This window comes from Amycolatopsis solani (assembly GCF_033441515.1).
Taxonomy (GTDB): domain Bacteria; phylum Actinomycetota; class Actinomycetes; order Mycobacteriales; family Pseudonocardiaceae; genus Amycolatopsis; species Amycolatopsis solani.
Genome location: NZ_JAWQJT010000002.1, coordinates 2251331 through 2269332, shown reverse-complemented (window position 1 = coordinate 2269332; position 18002 = coordinate 2251331). Strand labels below are relative to the sequence as shown.

Annotated in this window: 17 protein-coding genes; 8 read left to right on the top strand and 9 right to left on the bottom strand. The window is 71.6% G+C overall.

Annotated features, from left to right (window positions below; genetic code table 11):
• Window positions 1–48: 48 nt before the first annotated feature.
• Complete coding sequence (locus SD460_RS30995) at window positions 49–867, bottom strand: IclR family transcriptional regulator (protein WP_290062516.1); 819 nt, start codon at window positions 865–867, stop codon at window positions 49–51.
• Between the two features lie 167 nt (window positions 868–1034).
• Between SD460_RS30995 and SD460_RS30990 the strand changes: the two genes are divergently transcribed.
• Window positions 1035–2261, top strand: coding sequence for an HNH endonuclease signature motif containing protein (locus SD460_RS30990; protein ID WP_318307112.1), 1227 nt, complete (start codon window positions 1035–1037; stop codon window positions 2259–2261).
• Between the two features lie 91 nt (window positions 2262–2352).
• On the opposite strand, the gene SD460_RS30985 is transcribed toward SD460_RS30990, so the two are convergent.
• Window positions 2353–3306, bottom strand: a complete 954-nt coding sequence (locus SD460_RS30985) for a zinc-binding dehydrogenase (protein WP_318307111.1) — start codon at window positions 3304–3306, stop codon at window positions 2353–2355.
• Window positions 3307–3361: 55 nt separating this feature from the next.
• Here SD460_RS30985 and SD460_RS30980 point away from each other — a divergent pair, with 55 nt between their 5' ends.
• Window positions 3362–4129 carry an AraC family transcriptional regulator gene (locus SD460_RS30980; protein WP_290063077.1) on the top strand — a complete coding sequence of 256 codons (768 nt, stop codon included), beginning with the start codon at window positions 3362–3364 and terminating at the stop codon, window positions 4127–4129.
• Here SD460_RS30980 and SD460_RS30975 read toward each other — a convergent pair.
• Window positions 4113–4256, bottom strand: a complete 144-nt coding sequence (locus tag SD460_RS30975) for a hypothetical protein (protein ID WP_290063079.1) — start codon at window positions 4254–4256, stop codon at window positions 4113–4115. The genes SD460_RS30980 and SD460_RS30975 overlap by 17 nt on opposite strands.
• An 84-nt stretch (window positions 4257–4340) precedes the next feature.
• A complete protein-coding gene (locus SD460_RS30970) occupies window positions 4341–5267 on the bottom strand; it encodes a LysR family transcriptional regulator (protein WP_318307110.1) in 927 nt (308 codons plus the stop codon).
• Between the two features lie 85 nt (window positions 5268–5352).
• Between SD460_RS30970 and SD460_RS30965 the strand changes: the two genes are divergently transcribed.
• From SD460_RS30965 to SD460_RS30955, 3 genes are read left to right on the top strand one after another with little or no spacing between them, the layout of a single operon-like run.
• A complete protein-coding gene (locus SD460_RS30965; RefSeq protein WP_438860677.1) occupies window positions 5353–6048 on the top strand; it encodes a succinate dehydrogenase cytochrome b subunit in 696 nt (231 codons plus the stop codon).
• Window positions 6048–7970: a fumarate reductase/succinate dehydrogenase flavoprotein subunit gene (locus SD460_RS30960; protein WP_318307109.1), complete on the top strand. Its 1923-nt coding sequence runs from the start codon at window positions 6048–6050 to the stop codon at window positions 7968–7970. Before SD460_RS30965 ends, SD460_RS30960 begins: the two co-directional genes overlap by 1 nt.
• A complete protein-coding gene (locus SD460_RS30955) occupies window positions 7967–8713 on the top strand; it encodes a succinate dehydrogenase/fumarate reductase iron-sulfur subunit (protein WP_290060099.1) in 747 nt (248 codons plus the stop codon). The genes SD460_RS30960 and SD460_RS30955 overlap by 4 nt, the downstream gene beginning before the upstream one ends.
• A 188-nt stretch (window positions 8714–8901) precedes the next feature.
• On the opposite strand, the gene SD460_RS30950 is transcribed toward SD460_RS30955, so the two are convergent.
• Window positions 8902–9648, bottom strand: coding sequence for a GH12 family glycosyl hydrolase domain-containing protein (locus SD460_RS30950; protein WP_318307108.1), 747 nt, complete (start codon window positions 9646–9648; stop codon window positions 8902–8904).
• 240 nt (window positions 9649–9888) lie between these two features.
• Between SD460_RS30950 and SD460_RS30945 the strand changes: the two genes are divergently transcribed.
• Window positions 9889–12753: a glycoside hydrolase family 9 protein gene (locus SD460_RS30945; protein WP_318307107.1), complete on the top strand. Its 2865-nt coding sequence runs from the start codon at window positions 9889–9891 to the stop codon at window positions 12751–12753.
• A gap of 80 nt (window positions 12754–12833) precedes the next feature.
• On the opposite strand, the gene SD460_RS30940 is transcribed toward SD460_RS30945, so the two are convergent.
• The 3 genes from SD460_RS30940 to SD460_RS30930 form a co-directional block, all read right to left on the bottom strand.
• Window positions 12834–13748 carry a LysR family transcriptional regulator gene (locus SD460_RS30940; protein WP_318307106.1) on the bottom strand — a complete coding sequence of 305 codons (915 nt, stop codon included), beginning with the start codon at window positions 13746–13748 and terminating at the stop codon, window positions 12834–12836.
• Window positions 13749–13813: 65 nt separating this feature from the next.
• Window positions 13814–14194, bottom strand: a complete 381-nt coding sequence (locus SD460_RS30935) for a nuclear transport factor 2-like protein (protein ID WP_290060094.1) — start codon at window positions 14192–14194, stop codon at window positions 13814–13816.
• A complete protein-coding gene (locus tag SD460_RS30930) occupies window positions 14191–14739 on the bottom strand; it encodes a MarR family winged helix-turn-helix transcriptional regulator (RefSeq protein ID WP_290060093.1) in 549 nt (182 codons plus the stop codon). The genes SD460_RS30935 and SD460_RS30930 overlap by 4 nt, the downstream gene beginning before the upstream one ends.
• A 152-nt stretch (window positions 14740–14891) precedes the next feature.
• On the opposite strand from SD460_RS30930, the gene SD460_RS30925 reads away from it, so the two are divergent.
• Together SD460_RS30925 and SD460_RS30920 are read left to right on the top strand one after the other, a co-directional pair.
• Complete coding sequence (locus SD460_RS30925) at window positions 14892–16904, top strand: phosphocholine-specific phospholipase C (RefSeq protein WP_318307105.1); 2013 nt, start codon at window positions 14892–14894, stop codon at window positions 16902–16904.
• A 105-nt stretch (window positions 16905–17009) separates the two neighbouring features.
• A complete protein-coding gene (locus SD460_RS30920) occupies window positions 17010–17306 on the top strand; it encodes a DUF1540 domain-containing protein (protein ID WP_290060091.1) in 297 nt (98 codons plus the stop codon).
• A 21-nt stretch (window positions 17307–17327) separates the two neighbouring features.
• On the opposite strand, the gene SD460_RS30915 is transcribed toward SD460_RS30920, so the two are convergent.
• Complete coding sequence (locus SD460_RS30915; protein WP_290060089.1) at window positions 17328–17726, bottom strand: methyltransferase; 399 nt, start codon at window positions 17724–17726, stop codon at window positions 17328–17330.
• Window positions 17727–18002: the final 276 nt, after the last annotated feature.

The window sequence follows — 18002 nt, the reverse complement described above, 5'->3', positions numbered from 1 at the left end:
ACTCATTCCTGTCGTCAGACGACAGGAATGAGTCATTCACTACGTTTCCTACCGGCCGCCCGGCTCCTGCAGCCACGCCCAGCTCCGCCGGATCTCGGCCGCCGCCTCGCGCACGAGGTCGCGGTAGCTCTCGACCGCCTCGGGCGTGAAGCGGTACTGCGGACCGCAGATGCTGACCGAACCGTGCACCTCACCGTCCGGCCCGAACAGGGGAGCGGCGACAGAACCCGCGCCCGGCTGCCGTTCCCCGAGTGAAACGGCGACGCCGTCGCGGGCCACCTCGGCGAGGGCCTCGCGCAGCTGCTCGGGCGTGGTGATCGTGTGCTCGGTCAGCGCGGGGAGTTCCCGGTGCAGCAGGGCTTCCCGGCGGTCCTCGGGCAGGGACGCGAGGATGACCTTGCCGGACGACCCGGCGTGCAGCGGGAACCGGCGGCCGAGCTCGACGGTCATCTTGATCTCACGCGGGCTCTCGAACTGGTCGAGGTACACGCGTTCGTCACCGACGAGCCCGGAAAGGGTGGTGGTTTCCCCGGTTTCGTCCCGCAGCCGCCGCAGAACGGGCGCGGCGGCGACCCGCGCGTCGAACCGCCGCAGCGCACTGGCCCCGAGCGCGACGGCCGCGGGCCCGAGCCGATACCCGGCAACGCCGGGGTCGGTGGCCAGCATTTCCCGCGAGACGAGCGACTGCAGGATCCGGTGGACGACCGCTTTGGACAGGTCGAGTTCCCGGCTGATCGTGCTGACACCCAGATAACGCGGCCCCCCGGTGAAGAGCAGCAGCACATCGGCCACCCGCGCCGCGGCCTCGGTCCCGGAGTTGTCGGGAAGGGCGGCGGGCTTGCGCCCGGCGGTACTGTTGGCGGCCAAGCTGGACGTCCTCGATGTGTTTCGCTGGCAGGAACGGTGCTGTCGGCATCGTAGCACTTCGCTGGTCTTGTCGGAGTATCTCGTTCCGTTGAGCGATACGGTGGTGTTTTCGCGGTCTACCTGATCGAGTGATGAACAGGTGTTCGTATTCCCGGTAGTCTTGTTGTGTGGACAGACAAGCGGTGTGGCAAGCGGACGCGGAGGCCTTGGCCGACCGCCTCCGCTCCCTGCTCACCGTCGTCCGCTCCGCTGAGGCCGAAATCGGTGCACTGCTGGTGGAAATCGAGTCCCGCGGTGTGCAGGAGCTGTTCGGCTACCGGTCGGTGGCGCGGTTGTTCGAGCACCTCGCCGACGTCCCCCGCGCCGCCGCCGAACGCACTGTCACCCGCGCGCACGCCTTGCACCTCAGCCGTTCTCTCGACTCCACTCCCGCCCTGGCTCCCGCCACCGCCGTGGCCGCCGCGTCCGGTGGGTTGAGCACCCCGATGATCGACACGATCGTCGAGGCGTTGACCCGGATCCCCGTCGAGCACCGCGAGAGCGTCGAGGAGGACTTGCTCACCTTCGCCGCCGACGCCGGCCACAAACAGGTCGCCGCCCTCGGCGCCCGCATCATCGCCCACCTCGACCCCGACGGCGCCCCGCCTGTGGACCCCGACCCGGTCACCCCCGCCCGCGAACTGTCCCTGCGTCGCAAGCGGACCGGGATGTGGGAGCTGTCGGGCCGGTTCGACGACGAGACCGGCACCCGCGCCCACGCCCTGCTCGACGCCCTGGCCGAGCGCCGCACCACCCCCGACGAGGGTCCCGACCTGCGCTCCCCGCAGGAACGCTATGGCGACGCGTTCTCCGACGCGGTGGACTTGGCTCTCAACGCCCCGGACCTGCCGATGCAGGCCGGGGAACGCGCCCACGTCCTGGTGGCGGTGTCCCTGACCGACCTGCAGTCGGGTCTCGGCACCGCGACCCTGGGCGACACCGGCCGGATCTCCGCGGCCGAGGCCCGCGTCCACGCCTGCGACTGCAAACTGATCCCCGCCGTCCTCGGCGCCCAAAGCGAACCCCTCGACGTGGGCCGAGCCCGCCGCCTGATCACCCCGGGCTTGCGCCGCGCGTTGTTCCTGCGCGACCGCGGCTGCGCCTTCCCCGGTTGTCATCGCCCGCCCCGCCACTGCCAGGGTCACCACATCCGCCACTGGGCCGACGGCGGCCCGACGGAGCTGGCCAACCTGGTCCTGCTGTGCGCGCACCACCACCGGTTGCTGCACCGTTCGGGCTGGCAGGTCCGCATCGCCTCCGACGGTCATCCGGAGTTCCTGCCCCCGAGGTTCTTGGATAAGCGCCGAAAACCCAGGCGCAACAACCTGCATCAGCCCCTGCCCTTCGCGGCCTGACGCACTGAACATGGGATAGGCCCGCAGCCACCGGCTCCGGGCCTACACCCACGTCCGCTGAAGCCGGTCCGGCCCGGACCAGGTTCACGAGTCACGGCACTGCGACGAGCTTCCCCGCACTCTCGTCGTTCTCCATCACCCGATGCGCCGCGACGATGTCCTCCAACGCGAACACCCGGTCGAGATGGGAGTCGTACCTACCGGCCTCGACCGCGTCGACGATGCGCTGCAGGGCCGGCGCGTCCCCCTGGACCGTCTTGCTGTGAAAGGCCGTCAGCCTGGTCCCGGACGGGATCATCGCGATCGGTTCGAGATCCTTGATCACCCAGCCGCTGAGGGAGCCCGCCACGCACACCGTGCCGCCGGGGCGGACCAGCCTCAGCGACTCCAGCGCCGTGGTCGCGCCGACCAGGTCCAGGGTGGCGTCCGGGCCGTCGGGCCAGATCTTCCGCAGCGCTTCGGGCAGTGAACCGTCGTCGACGAGGGCGTGGTCAGTGGTCAGTGCCGCGGTCTTGGTCGCGTGGCGGGTGGTGGCCGCGGTCTCGACGCCCAGTGCGGTCGCGATCGACGCGGCCGCCAGGCCGACCGAGGACGTGCCGCCGCGGATCAGCAGGCGGCCGCCGGGCTCGAGGGGCAGGGTGTCCAGGGCGCCCTGGGCGGTCAGGAACGTCTCCGGGAGGGCCGCCAGCACCGGCCACGGCAACGTCGTCTTCACCGGCATCAGCAGGGCGTCCGGGATCAGGGCGTACTCGGCGTAGCCGCCGTCGAACCGGCGTCCCAGCTCGCCCATCACCGCCGCCACCGTGGTGCCCTCGGGCAGCGTGGCCGAGGCGGCGACCGTGCCGACGCACTCGATGCCCAGCACGCGCGGGAACGTCACCGTGGGAGAGTGGCCCTGGCGGGTCCGCAGCTCCGACCGGTTGAGGCCCGCTCCCCGGATCCGGATCAGGCTCCAGCCCTGGCGGACCTCGGGGACCGGGATTTCGCGGAGTTCCAGCACTTCCGGCCCGCCGGCGCGGACGCACACCGCCGCTTTCATCTTCATGTCCGCCACTCTCGGCGACCTCGGCCGCGGCCGACCACCGGTAGAATGCCAAGTCATGCCCATCGGCCGCCAACCCTCGGAGTCGCGGATCCGGCCGTCCGCCGGGGCGCACCTGTGGGCTCCGGGGTCGACCGGCGACGCGCACTCCCACGCCCGCGGGCACCTCGTCTACGCGGCTCGCGGGGTGCTTTCGGTCCACACCGGCCGGGGGACGTCGGTGGTGCCCGCCAACCGGGTCGCCTGGGTGCCCGCCGGGTGCACGCACCACCACCGGGCGCACGGGCACACCGACATGCGGATCGTCTTCCTGCCGGCCGCACTGGCCGCGACGGTGCCCGCGCGGCCGGCGGTGTTCACGGCGTCCGGGCTCGCCCGCGAGGTGCTGCTGGCGCTCACCGGACCCCGCGAGTACGACCGCGCGGCGAGCGCGCGCTTGCGGCGCGTGCTCGTCGAGGAGCTCCGGGAAGCACCCGAACAGCCGCTGCAGCTACCGGAACCCCGCGACGACCGGCTGCGGGCCGTCGCGCGAGCGCTGTACGAGAACCCCGCCGACGCCACCCCGCTCGCCGAACTCGGGCGCCGGGCCGGCGCGAGCGCGCGGACGTTGAGCCGCTTGTTCCACGACGAGCTCGGCATGACGTTCTACGCGTGGCGCACCCAGCTGCGCATCCACCACGCGCTGGTGCTGCTGGCCGACGGCCACGACACGACCCGGGTCGCGCACGCGTGCGGCTGGTCGAACCCGAGCGGCTTCATCACGGCTTTCACGGCGATCGTCGGAACGACCCCGGGCCGCCACCGGACCGTCACCAGACCAGTTTGACGTGCCTGCGCAGCCCGTCGATGGCGGCGAAGTGGTCGGCTACCAGGTCCCGCCGCCACGACGCCGCGGTGACCGGGAACGTGAACACGGTCATCTGCACGAGGGCCGCGAAGCCGCCGATCCACACGACCGCTTGCCGGACGATGCGTGCTCGACGTGGGCTTCCCCGTACACGGAGAACGCCCCTGGTCGGTGAATACCCACAACGGGTTCAGCGCGTGACCGGACCGTCCACAAGGGACTCGATACCCACCGGAAGGCTCCGCTGGTCGGCCACGAACGCGACCACCGCGTCCCGCAGGGCGCGGACCGCCCGGGTCGGCTCCACCTCGCGGCGCACCACGAGCTGGACCACCCGGGTCATGCCCGCCGCCGGATCGAACCGCGTCATCGAAAACCGGTCGCCCGCCACCGTGCTCGGGACCACCGCCGCGCCCAGGCCGGCGCGGACCAGTTCCAGTACCGCGTCCATCTCGCCCCCTTCGATGGCGAACGTCGGCTCGAAACCCGCCGCGCGGCAGGCGTTCACCGTCGCTTCGCGGACGTCGTAGCCGCGGCGGAACATCACCAGCGGGACGTCGGCCAGTTCCCGGATGTCGAGGCGAGTGCCTGTGATCGGGGCGTCGGCCGGGGAGATGACCACCAGCTCCTCCAGCAGCAACGGCGTCGCCGCCAGCTGCGGGTCCGCCGGGGCGCCGGCCAGCAGTGCCAGGTCCAGCGCCCCTTCGGCGAGCCGCTGCCGCAGGTCGCCTGAGCCGCTTTCGTGCAGTTCCAGCTGGATTCCCGGGTAGTGGCGGCGGAACGCGGCCAGCATCGCGGGCAGCAGGCCCGTGCACAGGCTCGGCGGCGCGCCCAGCCGGACGCGGCCGCGGCCGAGTTCGTCCAGCTCACGGATCGCGCGCTGGGCGGTTTCGGTCTCGGCGAGGATCCGCCGCGCGATCGGCAGCAGCGTCTCGCCCGCCTCGGTGAGGGTCACGTTGCCGCGGATCCGGTGGAACAGCGGCGCGCCCAGGTCGTGTTCCAGCGCGCGGATCTGCTGCGACAGCGAGGGCTGGGCGACCCGCACCTGTTCGGCGGCGCGGGTGAAGTGCCGGTGTTCGGCCACGGCGACGAAGTACGCGAGCTGGTGGAACTGCACGCCACCATGATAGCCGCTGGCTATCAACGGCAGAGCTATCATGTCTTTGACCTCTCATGAGCGCCCACCTAACGTCGGTCGAGTGGTGAACGACCTCGCTACCCGGCGGCCCGTCCGGGACTTCTGGGCCTCGACGATCGGCAAGAAGATCGTCATGGCGGTGAGCGGCGCCCTGCTGCTCGCGTTCGTGTTCGCGCACATGGTCGGCAACCTGAAGACGTTCCTCGGCGCCGCCGAGCTCAACCACTACGCCCACTGGCTGCGCACGATCGGCGAGCCGGTGCTGCGCTACGAGTGGTTCCTCTGGATCCAGCGCGCGGTCCTGCTCGCCGCGCTCGTCCTGCACGTCACGGCGGCGGTGCAGCTGGCCCGGCGCGACCTCCGCGCGCGGCCGGTGCGCTACGTCCACCGGCGGCCGGTCCGGGCGACCTTCGCGGTGCGCACCATGCGCTGGGGCGGGGCGACGCTCGCGGTGTTCGTCGTCTGGCACATCCTCGACTTCACCGTCGGCTCGGTGAACCGGGACTTCGTGCCCGGCGACCCGTACCACAACCTCGTCGCGGACTTCCAGGTCTGGTGGGTGAACCTGATCTACCTGGTCGCGCTCGCGATGCTGGGCCTGCACATTCACCACGGCTTCGCCAGCGCCGCGCGCACGCTGGGTGTCGCCAGTGCCCGGCGGGAGCGGGCGATCAAGCTCCTCGGCAGCACGGCGGCCGTCGTGATCGCGGGCGGCTACGCCCTCGTCCCGGTCGCAATCATGACAGGACTGGTGCACTGATGCCCGATTTCGTCACCGGCGACCCGATCGCCGACACCAAAGCCCCCGCCGCTCCCCTCGAGAACCGCTGGGACGAACGGAAGTTCGCGGCGAAGCTGGTGAACCCGGCGAACCGGCGCAAGCACCGCGTGCTCGTGGTGGGCACCGGGCTGGCCGGCGGCTCGGCCGGCGCGACGCTCGCCGAGCAGGGCTACCACGTCGTGCAGTTCTGCGTGCAGGATTCGCCGCGGCGCGCGCATTCGGTCGCCGCGCAGGGCGGGATCAACGCCGCCAAGAACTACCGCAACGACGGCGATTCGGTGTACCGGCTGTTCCACGACACGGTCAAGAGCGGCGACTTCCGGTCGCGGGAGTCCAATGTGTACCGGCTGGCGCAGGTGTCGGCGCAGATCATCGACCAGGCGGTGGCCCAGGGCGTGCCGTTCGCCCGCGAGTACGGCGGCCTGCTCGACACCCGCTCGTTCGGCGGGGTGCAGGTGCAGCGCACGTTCTACGCGCGCGGCCAGACCGGGCAGCAGCTGCTGATCGGCGCGTACCAGGCGCTGTCGCGGCAGGTCGACGCCGGGAACGTCGAGCTGCACCCGCGGACGGAGATGCTCGACCTGGTCGTCGTCGACGGCCGGGCCCGCGGCATCGTCGCGCGCGACCTCGTCACCGGCGAGATCACCACGCACCTCGCGGACGCCGTCGTCCTCGCGACCGGCGGCTACGGCAACGTCTTCTACCTCTCCACCAACGCGAAGGGGTCCAACGCCACGGCGATCTGGCGCGCGCACAAGCGGGGCGCGTACTTCGCGAACCCGTGCTTCACGCAGATCCACCCGACGTGCATCCCGCGCTCGGGCGAGCACCAGTCGAAGCTGACGCTGATGAGCGAGTCGCTGCGCAACGACGGCCGCATCTGGGTGCCGAAGCAGCCGGGCGACCCCCGGCCGCCGTCGGACATCCCGGAGGACGAGCGCGACTACTACCTGGAACGCCAGTACCCGAGCTTCGGCAACCTCGTGCCGCGGGACATCGCGTCGCGGGCGGCGAAGAACGTCTGCGACGCCGGGTTCGGCGTCGGTCCCGGCGGCCTCGGCGTCTACCTGGACTTCGCCGACGCGATCGCGCGCCTCGGCCGCCCGGCGATCGAAGCCCGCTACGGCAACCTCTTCGACATGTACCAGCGCATCACCGCGGAAGACCCGTACGCGGTGCCGATGCGGATCTACCCCGCCATCCACTACACGATGGGCGGGCTCTGGGTGGACTACGACCTGCAGAGCACGATCCCCGGGCTGTTCGTCATCGGGGAAGCCAACTTTTCCGACCACGGGGCCAACCGGCTCGGCGCGTCCGCGCTCATGCAGGGCCTCGCCGACGGCTACTTCGTGCTGCCCGCCACGCTCAACGACTACCTGGGCGGCACCCGGCTCGGCGAGGTGCCCGCGGACGCCGTCACGCCGGTGGAAACCGAGGCGCGAGAACGGATCGCCCGGTTGCTCGCCGTGCGGGGGACGCGGTCGGTCGACTCGTTCCACCGCGAGCTCGGGCTGCTGATGTGGGACCACTGCGGGATGTCCCGCACCCGCGAAGGCCTGCGCAAGGCGCTGGACCGGGTGCCGGAGCTGCGCGCGGAGTTCTGGCGGGACGTGCGGATCCCCGGTCGCGGGGACGAGCTGAACCAGGAACTGGAAAAGGCGAACCGCGTGGCCGACTTCCTCGAGCTGGCCGAACTGCTGCTCGTCGACGCGCTCGCCCGCGAGGAGTCCTGCGGCGGCCACTTCCGCGAAGAACACCAGACCCCGGACGGCGAAGCCCGGCGCGACGACGAGAACTTCGCCTACGTCGCCGCGTGGGAGTACGGCACCCCGCCCGTGCTGCACCGCGAACAACTCACCTTCGAGCACGTCCACCCGACCCAGCGGAGCTACACGTGAACCTCACCGTCCGCATCTGGCGCCAGGCCGGCCCGGCCACCGAAGGCAGGCTGGTCTCCTACCCGGTCGCCGGCCTCAGCCCGGACATGTCCTTCCTCGAACTGCTGGACGTGCTGAACCAGGAGCTGATCGCCGCCGGCGAAGAACCGGTGGCCTTCGACCACGACTGCCGCGAGGGCATCTGCGGCTCGTGCGGGGTCGTGATCAACGGGCAGGCGCACGGCCCCGAGCGCACGACGTCGTGCCAGCTGCACCTGCGCTCGTTCGCCGACGGCGACGTCATCGACGTCGAACCGTGGCGGGCCAAGGGCTTCCCGGTGATCAAAGATCTCGTGGTCGACCGGTCGGCGCTCGACCGGATCGTCCAGGCCGGCGGGTACGTCAGCGCGCCCACCGGCAGCGCCCCGGACGCGCACGCGACCCCCATCCCCAAGCCCGACGCCGACCTCGCCTTCGACAACGCGACGTGCATCGGCTGCGGCGCCTGCGTGGCGGCCTGCCCCAACGGCTCGGCGACCCTGTTCACCGCGGCGAAGGTGACGCACCTTTCGCTGCTGCCGCAAGGACAACCGGAGCGTGCCCAGCGGGTGCTGGACATGGTCGACGCGATGGACGCGGAGGGCTTCGGCGGCTGCACGAACACGGGGGAGTGCGTGGCGTCCTGCCCGAAGGGGATCCCGTTCGCGAGCATCTCGGCCCTCAACCGGGAGTTCCGGAAGGCGAGCCGGTCCGGGCGCCGCTGACCGGACGGCGGCGCCACCGACCCGGACGGCGGTACCGATCGGGCGCCGGTCCGGCCGTTGACGAAGCCGGTCCGGCTGGCTACCTTGATTCCGCATCCGGTCTGGGAGCGCTCTCAGGGACGTGTCCCCGGGACGAGCTGCCGGCGGGCCGGGTCTGCCGCCCGGGAGGGGTCGGCAGACCCGGTCGGCTAGCTGACCGAAGCCGAGAAGGAGTTGACGGCGAGGCCCACCCCGCCGCTCCACGGTTCGAAGCCGGCCTGGATGCTGGTCAGGTACCAGGAGCGGTCCACGCGCGTGCGGGCGTCGACGTCATTGACGAAGTCCAGGACGTTGAACGACCAGCTCGAGATCGCGGACTGGGCCACGTAGGACACCACGTCGTTGCCGCCGTTGTTGCCCTGCCAGACTTCCCAGCTCCGCCCGCCGATGCTCGTCGTGCCGACCCGGCCGCCGACCGGCTGCACGCCGCCGACGCGGTTGAACCAGATCATCAGCTCCATCTGGTTGACCCCGTTGGTCTTCGCGGTCGGGTCCATCCAGATGTCGTAGGAGGCGTCGAAGGTGCCGCCGGCGTAGGTGTAGGAAATCGACGACGGCGCGCTGCCGATCCGGCTGAGCTGGCGGGGCAGGTTCGTGCCGGGGGAACAGTTGGCGTAGTGGCACCCGACGTAGACCGCCGGGTAGGACAGCGGCGCGCCGCCGCTGGTGGAGCCCTGCTGGGTCTGGATCCGGAACCCGCTGCCGGTGACGTTGATGCACTGGGTCGCGCTGCTGCCCCAGCGGTTGTTCATGACGACGTACTTGCCGCCGATGGTCGTCGAGCCGTACTGGTCGCAGATCAGCGTGTCGGCCTGCGCGGCCGGGGCGCCGGCGAGCGGGGCCACCAGCCCGGCCGCGGTCAGCAGGACCGCGGAAAGGGTGTGCTTGAGCTTCATCGTGCCGCCTCCACCTCGTTGTGGGCCACGCTCCCGTCAGAGGTTGACCTGGGAGCGCTCTCAGCATGAGTCGACCTCGATGAAACCACAGCGGAACGGCGAGGCAAAGGGGGTGACCGTGATCAATTCACGAACTGGCGCCGTCGCCGTCGGTCGCCGGGTGATTGCCAACGGTGCGCCGGGGTGGCTACAGTCCCCTCGCTGGGAGCGCTCCCAAACTCGACGGCGAGAAGAGGGCGAATGCGGGCGAAGAAGACCTTGGCCGTGCTGGCCGCGGCGGTGCTGGGGCTGACGGCGGGCGCCGTGCCCGCCGCTGCCGCGGACTACGAACGGCTGCTCAACGGCACTTTCGACAGCGGCAGCGCCGACCCGTGGTGGGCCGGTTCGGGCACGACCGGCCGGGTCACCGGCGGGGAGTTCTGCATCAGCGTCCCCGGTGGCACGGCCAACGGCTACGACGCGCTGTCCGGGCAGAACGGCGTGCCCTTCGAGGCCGGGCAGCCCTACACCCTCACGTTCGACGCGCACGCGACGACCACCCAGCAGATCTCCGCCGTCGCCGGGGAAGCCGTGTCGCCGTACCGGCAGATCTCGCGCACCGACCTGACGGTCACGCCGTCGAAGCAGCACTTCACGGTCACCTTCACGTCCACTTTGGACTTCCCGAACGCGGGCAACGGGCAGCTGGCCTTCTGGTTCGGCGGCCAGGCCGCGGACAACACCGTGTGCCTGGACAACATTTCGCTCGTCGGCGGGGTCGTCCCGCCCGGCGGCCTCCCGCCGACCAGCGGCATCCGGGTGAACCAGGAGAGCTACGTACCCGGCCTGCCCAAGCGCGCCACCGTGATCAGCGACGCGACCTCCCCGCTGACGTGGACGCTGAAGAACTCCGCCGGCACCGCCGTCGCCACCGGCCAGACCCGGCCGCGCGGCGCGGACGCCGCGTCCGGTGAGAAGGTGCACGAGATCGACTTCTCCGCCTACGAAACCCAGGGCACCGGCTACACCCTGAGCGTCGGCGCGGAGGCCAGCTTCCCGTTCGCCATCGCCGCGGACGGGCTGAAGCAGCTGCGCTACGACTCGCTGGCGTTCTTCTACCACCAGCGCAGCGGCATCGCGATCGACGCCCAGTACGCCGGCGCCGCCTACGCGCGCCCCGCCGGTCACGTCAACGTCGCGCCGAACCAGGGCGACGACCGCGTTCCGTGCCGCTCGGACCTGAACTGCGGCTACACCCTCGACGTCCGCGGCGGCTGGTACGACGCGGGCGACCACGGCAAGTACGTCGTCAACGGCGGGATCGCCGCGTGGCAGCTGCTCGACGAGTACGAGCGGGCGCTGCGCGTGGGTGACGCGAGCGCGCTCGGCGACGGCAAGCTGGCCATCCCCGAGCGCGCCAACGGCGTGCCCGACATCCTGGACGAGGCCCGCTGGGAGGTCGACTTCCTGCTCGCAATGCAGGTGCCGGACGGCAAGCCGGACGCGGGCATGGTCCACCACAAGATCCACGACGCGCAGTGGACGTCCCTGCCGACTCGCCCGGACCAGGACAGCCAGCCGCGCCGGCTCTCCCCGCCGAGCACCGCCGCCACGCTGAACACGGCCGCGGTCGCGGCGCAGGCGTCCCGGCTGTGGCGGACCCTCGACCCGGCGTACTCGGCGAAGCTGCTCGCCGCGGGCGAAAAGGCCTACGCGGCGGCGAAGGCGAACCCGAACAAGCTCGCCGACCCGAACGACGGCACCGGCGGTGGGACCTACAGCGACAGCACCGTGACCGACGAGTTCTACTGGGCGGCCGCGGAGTTGTTCGCCACCACGGGCAAGAGCGCCTACCGGAGCGACGTCACCGGCTCCGCGCTCTACCGCGGCGCCAGTTTCACCACCCACGGCTTCGACTGGGCCTCGACGGGCGCGCTCGGTGACATCACGCTGGCGCTGGTGCCCACCGACCTGCCCGCGGCGGACGTCGCGGCGATCAAGACCGCGGTCACCACCACCGCCGACAGCCACCTGGCGCAGCTCGCCACCATGGGCTACCCGGCGCCCTACCGCACGGCCGACGGCACGTACGAGTGGGGATCCAACGGCCTGGTCGCGAACAACGGCGTCGTGCTCGCGCTGGCGTACGACTTCACCAAGCAGGACAAGTACCGCGACGGCGCGTTCGCGGCGATGGACTACCTGCTGGGCCGCAACCCCGCGAACTACTCCTACATCTCGGGTCACGGCGACCAGGCGGTGCAGAACGTGCACCACCGGTTCTGGGCGCACCAGCTGGACGCCTCGCTGCCGACCGCCCCGCCCGGCGCGCTGTCCGGCGGCCCGAACAGCGGCCTGCAGGACCCCACGGCGGCCCGCCTGCTCGCCGGCTGCGCGCCCCAGCGCTGCTTCGTCGACGACATCCAGGCGTACTCGGTGAACGAGGTCGCGATCAACTGGAACGCCGCGCTGGCCTGGCTGGCCGGCTGGACGGCGGAGAAGTCGCCCTCCGGCGCGGACACGACCGCCCCGACCGCGCCGGGCACGCCCGCGGTGTCCGCGGTCTCGGCCACCGGCGCGACGGTGACCTGGCCGGCGGCGGCCGACCCGGAAAGCGGCGTGGCGGGCTACGACGTCGTCCGCGTGAGCGGCTCGGCCCGCACGGTGCTCGCCACCGTCACCGGGACGACCGCGACCTTGACCGGGCTCACGCCCTCGACCGCGTACACACTGGTCGTGGTGGCCCGCAACGGAGCCGGCGCGAAGTCGGCGGATTCGCCGCCGGCGCGGTTCACGACCCCACCGGACACCCCGGCGGGCGGCTGCGCCGTCACGTACACGGCGAACACCTGGAACGGCGGCTTCACGGCGACGGTCAACCTGACCAACACGGGCACCACGGCCTGGACGGCGTGGACGCTCAAGTTCTCCTTCCCCGGCAACCAGAAGGTGACGCAGGGCTGGTCGGCGACGTGGTCGCAGTCGGGCGCGGACGTGACCGCGGCGGCGATGCCGTGGAACGCCTCGGTGGCCCCGGGCCGGTCGGTGGCGATCGGGTTCAACGGCAGTTACACCGGGACCAACGCGAACCCGGCGGCGTTCACGGTGAACGGGAAGGCCTGCTAGCGTCGCGCGTCGCAAGTCGGTCGCCGCCCGGGCCGAGCGCCCCAACGTGGCGTTCGGTGCGCATCCACGGACGCGCGAGACTAGCCCGGCACGGCGTGCGGGTCGTCCGACGGGAGCCAGGCGTTCCCGGTGCCGAGGCCCAGCGACCCGACGTCGCGGGTGAGCGCGGCGATCACGGCGCGGACCGCCGCGCCGCGCTCGTCCCGGCGGGACACGAGTGACCATGTCCAGAACGGGGCCGGGGCCACGACCGGGCGTCGCGCGAGGTCCGGCGGGACCGGGGTCGTCTGGCCCTTCGGGGAGTTCAGCACCGGGCGGCCGAGCTTGCGGACGTGGTCGAAGAACGCCGGGCCGGTGACGCCGCCGTCCTGGGTGCGGACGACCTCCGCCCCGGTGGCGGCGGCGAACTCCTCGGCGTAGCCGTTCCAGGAGGCCCAGCTCGCGGTGTCGGCGTCGACCAGCACGACGGTGTCCGCCGCGCGGACCGGGGCGGTGCCGGTGCCGATCGCGTGCAGGCGGTCCGCGCCGATCAGGTGCCCTTCGAGCTCGTGCTCGGCCAGGTCGCCCGCGCGGGCCCAGCTGATGGCCAGGTCGATGCTGCCGTCGGCGACCCGGCGCAGCTGGGCGTGCGAGGGCAGCACCCACGTGTCGACGTGCAGCTGCGCCACGCCCGCCACGCGGTCGAGCAGGTCCGCGGGACGCCAGTTGACGTACCCGAGCCGCACCGGTTCGCTCGCGGCGAAGCCCGCCGCCGAGCGGCGCAGGTCGTCCGCCTCCGCCAGCAGCGCGCGGATCCGGGGCAGCAGCGCTTCGCCGCAGCTGGTGAGCGACACCGAGCGCCGGTCGCGGTCGAAGAGGCGGACACCCAGGTCGCGCTCCAGCGCCTTGATCTGCTGGGACAGCGAGGGGCCCGCGATGTGCAGCCGCTCCGCGGCCCGGCCGAAGTTCAGTTCGGCGGCGACGGCCACGAAGTACCGAAGCTGGCGTAGCTCCATCCCCGCAGCCTAATGCGGTGGGAGCGCGGGCCTCCCCGCCAGGAGCAAGCCCGGGTGCGCCTGGCTCATCGCGCACCACCAGGTGCCGCGGCGGCCATGACCGGGTGCCAGCGCGTGGCGTCGAAGATCAGCGTGATCGCTTCGATCTTCCCGTCGCGCAGCCGGAAGTGCTCGGCCGTGCGCTGGACGCCCACCGGGGTCGCGGTGTGCACGTCGTAGACCAGCGTGGCCTCCGCCTCGCCGTAGAGCTCGCTGATCAGCTCGACCCCGGTCACCACCCGGACGAACGCCGCGAGGCCGTCGAGGTGGCCGCGGGCGTCGCCGGAGCTGATCAGGGGGCTCTCGAACGAAAAGGTGTCCGCGAGCCGGGCCGCCGCGGCGGTCACGTCGCCGTCGAAGCGGGCCCGGTGGTAGGCCCGCACGGCCTCGCGGGTGGTTTCGGTCATCTGTCCTCCAGGTAGCGGGCGAGGTGCTGCTGGTTCTCGACGAGGCGCAGGCACAGGTGCCGCAGCGTCGTCGTCTCCGCGGCGGTGAAGCCGCGGAACACGGCGGCCATCGCCGCCTGGGACGGGCGCCGGAAGTCCTCGAGCCAGGTCCGGCCGTCCGGGGTGATCCGGACCAGCACCGACCGGCGGTCGCGGGTGTCGGGGACCCGCGCGGCGAGACCCGCGCGTTCCAGGGTGTCGACGAGGCCGGTCACGTTGCGCGAACTGACCCCGGCGGACGCAGCCAGGTCCTTGACGTTGATGCCGGCTTCGCGCCCGGCGAGCCGGATGAGGACGTCGAGCGCGCCCGCGCTGAGGCCGCGGCTGCCGGTGCCGTGGGAACGCAGCTGGTCCAGGCCGCGCGCGGCCGAGCGGACGGCGGCGGCCGCCTCCAGCGCTGCGGTGTCGCCGTCGACGGAGAACCCGGCCAGTGCCGCGCGGACCTCGGGGGAGAACAGGCGGCCGTCCGCGTCCCGGTCGAACGCGGAGTCAGGTACGTCATTCATAGTGAAGCAGTACATTAGTACGTACTTCCGTATCTGGGAAGAGCAGCTCGTTAACCAGGCTTTCAACCGGAGTTAGCCTCTGTCCTGGCACAGGTTCTCGATCAGCGACCCATACTGACCCGGCTCTCCACCACGACACCCCCGGAGTCCCCATGACGGACGTCAATCGTCGGCGTTTCCTGCAGCTGGCCGGCGGCACGGCTGCCCTTTCCGCTCTTTCCACCAGCATCGCCCGCGCGGCGGAGATCCCCGCTTACCGGCACAGCGGGACGCTGCGGGACGTCGAGCACATCGTGGTCCTGATGCAGGAGAACCGGTCGTTCGACCACTACTTCGGCACGCTGCGCGGCGTGCGCGGCTACGGCGACCCGCGGCCGGCGACCCTGGCGAACGGCAAGTCCGTCTGGGCGCAGTCGGACGGCACGCGCGACATCTACCCGTTCCGCCCCGAAGCGGACAACCTCGGCCTGCAGTTCATCCAGGACCTCCCGCACGGCTGGAAGGACACGCACGCGGCGTGGAACGGCGGCAAGTACGACAAGTGGGTGCCCGCGAAGGGGTCGACCACGATGGCGTACCTGACGCGTGAGGACATCCCGTTCCACTACGCGCTGGCCGACGCATTCACGATCTGCGACGCCTACCACTGCTCGTTCATGGGCTCGACCGACCCGAACCGCTACTACATGTGGACGGGGTACACGGGCAACGACGGCGCCGGCGGCGGCCCGGTCCTCGGCAACGACGAAAAGGGCTACTCCTGGACGACCTACCCCGAGCGGCTGGAGAAGGCCGGGGTGTCGTGGAAGATCTACCAGGACATCGGCGACGGCCTCGACGCTGCCGGCGGCTGGGGCTGGATCGACGACGCCTACCGCGGCAACTACGGCGACAACTCGTTGCTGTACTTCAACTCCTACCGCGACGCGAAGCCCGGCGACGCGCTCTACGAAAAGGCGCGCACCGGCACGAACGCGAAGGCGGGCGAGGGGTACTTCGACCGGCTGCGCGCCGACGTCAAGGCCGGGAAACTGCCGCAGGTTTCGTGGATCACCGCGCCGGAGGCGTTCTGCGAGCACCCGAACTGGCCGGTCAACTACGGCGCCTGGTACATCGCGCAGGTGCTCGACGCGCTGACCGCGAACCCGGAGGTGTGGAGCAAGACCGCGCTGCTCATCACCTACGACGAGAACGACGGCTTCTTCGACCACGTCGTCCCGCCGTACGCGACGGCCGGGCAGTCCACTGTGGACACCACGGGGGAGATCTACGCCGGCTCGGCGTCGAACCCGGCCGGCCCCTACGGGCTCGGCCAGCGCGTGCCGATGCTCGTGGTGTCGCCGTGGAGCAAGGGCGGCTACGTGTGCTCGGAGACGTTCGACCACACGTCGATCATCCGGTTCATCGAACAGCGCTTCGGCGTGCACGAGCCGAACATCTCGGCCTGGCGGCGCTCGGTGTGCGGTGACCTGACGTCGGCGTTCGACTTCTCTCGCACCGACGTGCGCGTCCCGGCCCTGCCGGACACCGCGGGCTACGAGCCGCCGGACCGCGACCGCCACCCGGACTACGTCCCCGCCGTCCCGGCGAAGAACGTGCTGCCGAAGCAGGAACGCGGCCTGCGCCCGGCCCGGCCCCTGCCGTACGACCTGTCGGCCGACGCCCACCTGACCGGCGGGGGCCTGGCGGTGACGTTCACCAACCACGGCCGCGCGGGCGCGGCGTTCTACGTCGTCTCCCCGTCGGGCGAGCCGAGGACGTACACGGCGGGCGCGGGCCGGTCCCTCACGGCGACGCTGCCGGCCAGCGGCGCGTACGACTACACGGCGTACGGACCGAGCGGCTTCGTCCGCGAGTACCGTGGCACGGCCCCGGGCCCGGAGGTCGCGGTCCGCTGCGGCGACGGCGGCCTTTCGCTGGTCCTGACCAACCCGGGCCCCACCCCGGTGCGGCTGACGGTGAAGGACGCCTATGGCCACCACGCGGTGACGCGCACGGTGCGGCCGGGTGCGAAGGTCGTCGAGGAGATCGGGATCCGGCGCAGCAACAACTGGTATGACGTCTCGGTGACGTCGGACCGCGATCCGAAGTTCCTGCGCCGCCTGGCGGGCCACGTCGAGACGGGCCGCCCGAGCACGAGCGACCCGGCGATCCTGACGAACTGAGCTTCCCCGACCGGGTACTGCCGGGCCTCGCGAATTGCGGGGCCCGGTTCCGGGTGGGAGCGTCGGGGGACCGACTGTTTTCCCACCACGGAACCAGGAGCTCGCATGACCACCACCGAAATGCCCGCCGTGCACGAGTGCACCGTCAGTGGGTGTTCCTACAACCACGACGGCTGCCACGCCTTCGCCATCACCGTCGGCGGTGACAACGGGTCCGCCGACTGCGGCACGTTCGTCCCGCTGAACACGAAGGGCGGACTGGACCGCGTCGTGGCGCAGGTCGGCGCGTGTTCCCGCGCGGACTGCCGTCACAACTCGGCGCTGGAGTGCACCGCGCCCAGCGTCCGCGTCGGCCCCGGCGACGGCGGGCACGCGGCGAACTGCCTGACCTACGACCGGTAGCGGACCCTCCGATGGGGACGTTCAGCGAGCGTCCCCATCGGACGGCACGAGTTCCAGCGCCGTCCGCCCGTCCGCCACCGGGCTTGCGGCGCGCAGGGTCAGACCGCTTCCGTCAGCCAAAGCGGTGAGTTCTTCGACGGTCCGTTCGCGACCGCCGAAGCACATCAGCATGAACAGGTCGATCGTCGTGTCCGCGCCCTGGTCGCGCACCGGCTCGACGACCACCACGGTGGCGCCCGGGGTGGCGGCGCGGCGGCAGCCGTCGAGGATGCGGCGGGCGTGGTCGTCGTCCCAGTCGTGCAGGATGTCCGACAGCAGGTAGGCGTCCGCGCCGGTGGGCAGCGGGTCGAAGAAACTGCGGCGCCAGGTCAAACACCTCGCCGCGGCTCCTGTGTGCGCCCGCAGGCCCGCTTCGAGCACGACGCCCGCCCCGCCGTCGACGTCGAGGATGCGCGGGAACCGGCTCCGATCGAAGCGCTCGGCGATCTGCGTAGCCCCGCACCTGGAAGCGCCGGCGCCGCAACGCCGGTTCGGCTTCGATGTCTGCCCAGAACCCCGGCCGCAACGGCGTTCGTAAGCGGGTTCGCCGGTGGTGATCGGCCCGAGCAGGTCCGCGAACGCGGGTTGGGCGCGCCCAACCCACGGCGCCGATGTCGAGCAGCGGCTTGATACCCCGCCGGTGCGTCTTCCCGCAGC

What these genes read in the sequence shown, in the direction of transcription:
- SD460_RS30985 (WP_318307111.1), bottom strand. Translation starts at nt 3,306, where the DNA reads ATGAAGATGAAAGCGGCGGTGTGCGTCCGCGCCGGCGGGCCGGAAGTG.
- SD460_RS30980 (WP_290063077.1), top strand. Translation starts at nt 3,362, where the DNA reads ATGCCCATCGGCCGCCAACCCTCGGAGTCGCGGATCCGGCCGTCCGCC.
- SD460_RS30960 (WP_318307109.1), top strand. Translation starts at nt 6,048, where the DNA reads ATGCCCGATTTCGTCACCGGCGACCCGATCGCCGACACCAAAGCCCCC.
- SD460_RS30950 (WP_318307108.1), bottom strand. Translation starts at nt 9,648, where the DNA reads ATGAAGCTCAAGCACACCCTTTCCGCGGTCCTGCTGACCGCGGCCGGG.
- SD460_RS30945 (WP_318307107.1), top strand. Translation starts at nt 9,889, where the DNA reads ATGCGGGCGAAGAAGACCTTGGCCGTGCTGGCCGCGGCGGTGCTGGGG.
- SD460_RS30940 (WP_318307106.1), bottom strand. Translation starts at nt 13,748, where the DNA reads ATGGAGCTACGCCAGCTTCGGTACTTCGTGGCCGTCGCCGCCGAACTG.
- SD460_RS30935 (WP_290060094.1), bottom strand. Translation starts at nt 14,194, where the DNA reads ATGACCGAAACCACCCGCGAGGCCGTGCGGGCCTACCACCGGGCCCGC.
- SD460_RS30930 (WP_290060093.1), bottom strand. Translation starts at nt 14,739, where the DNA reads ATGAATGACGTACCTGACTCCGCGTTCGACCGGGACGCGGACGGCCGC.
- SD460_RS30925 (WP_318307105.1), top strand. Translation starts at nt 14,892, where the DNA reads ATGACGGACGTCAATCGTCGGCGTTTCCTGCAGCTGGCCGGCGGCACG.
- SD460_RS30920 (WP_290060091.1), top strand. Translation starts at nt 17,010, where the DNA reads ATGACCACCACCGAAATGCCCGCCGTGCACGAGTGCACCGTCAGTGGG.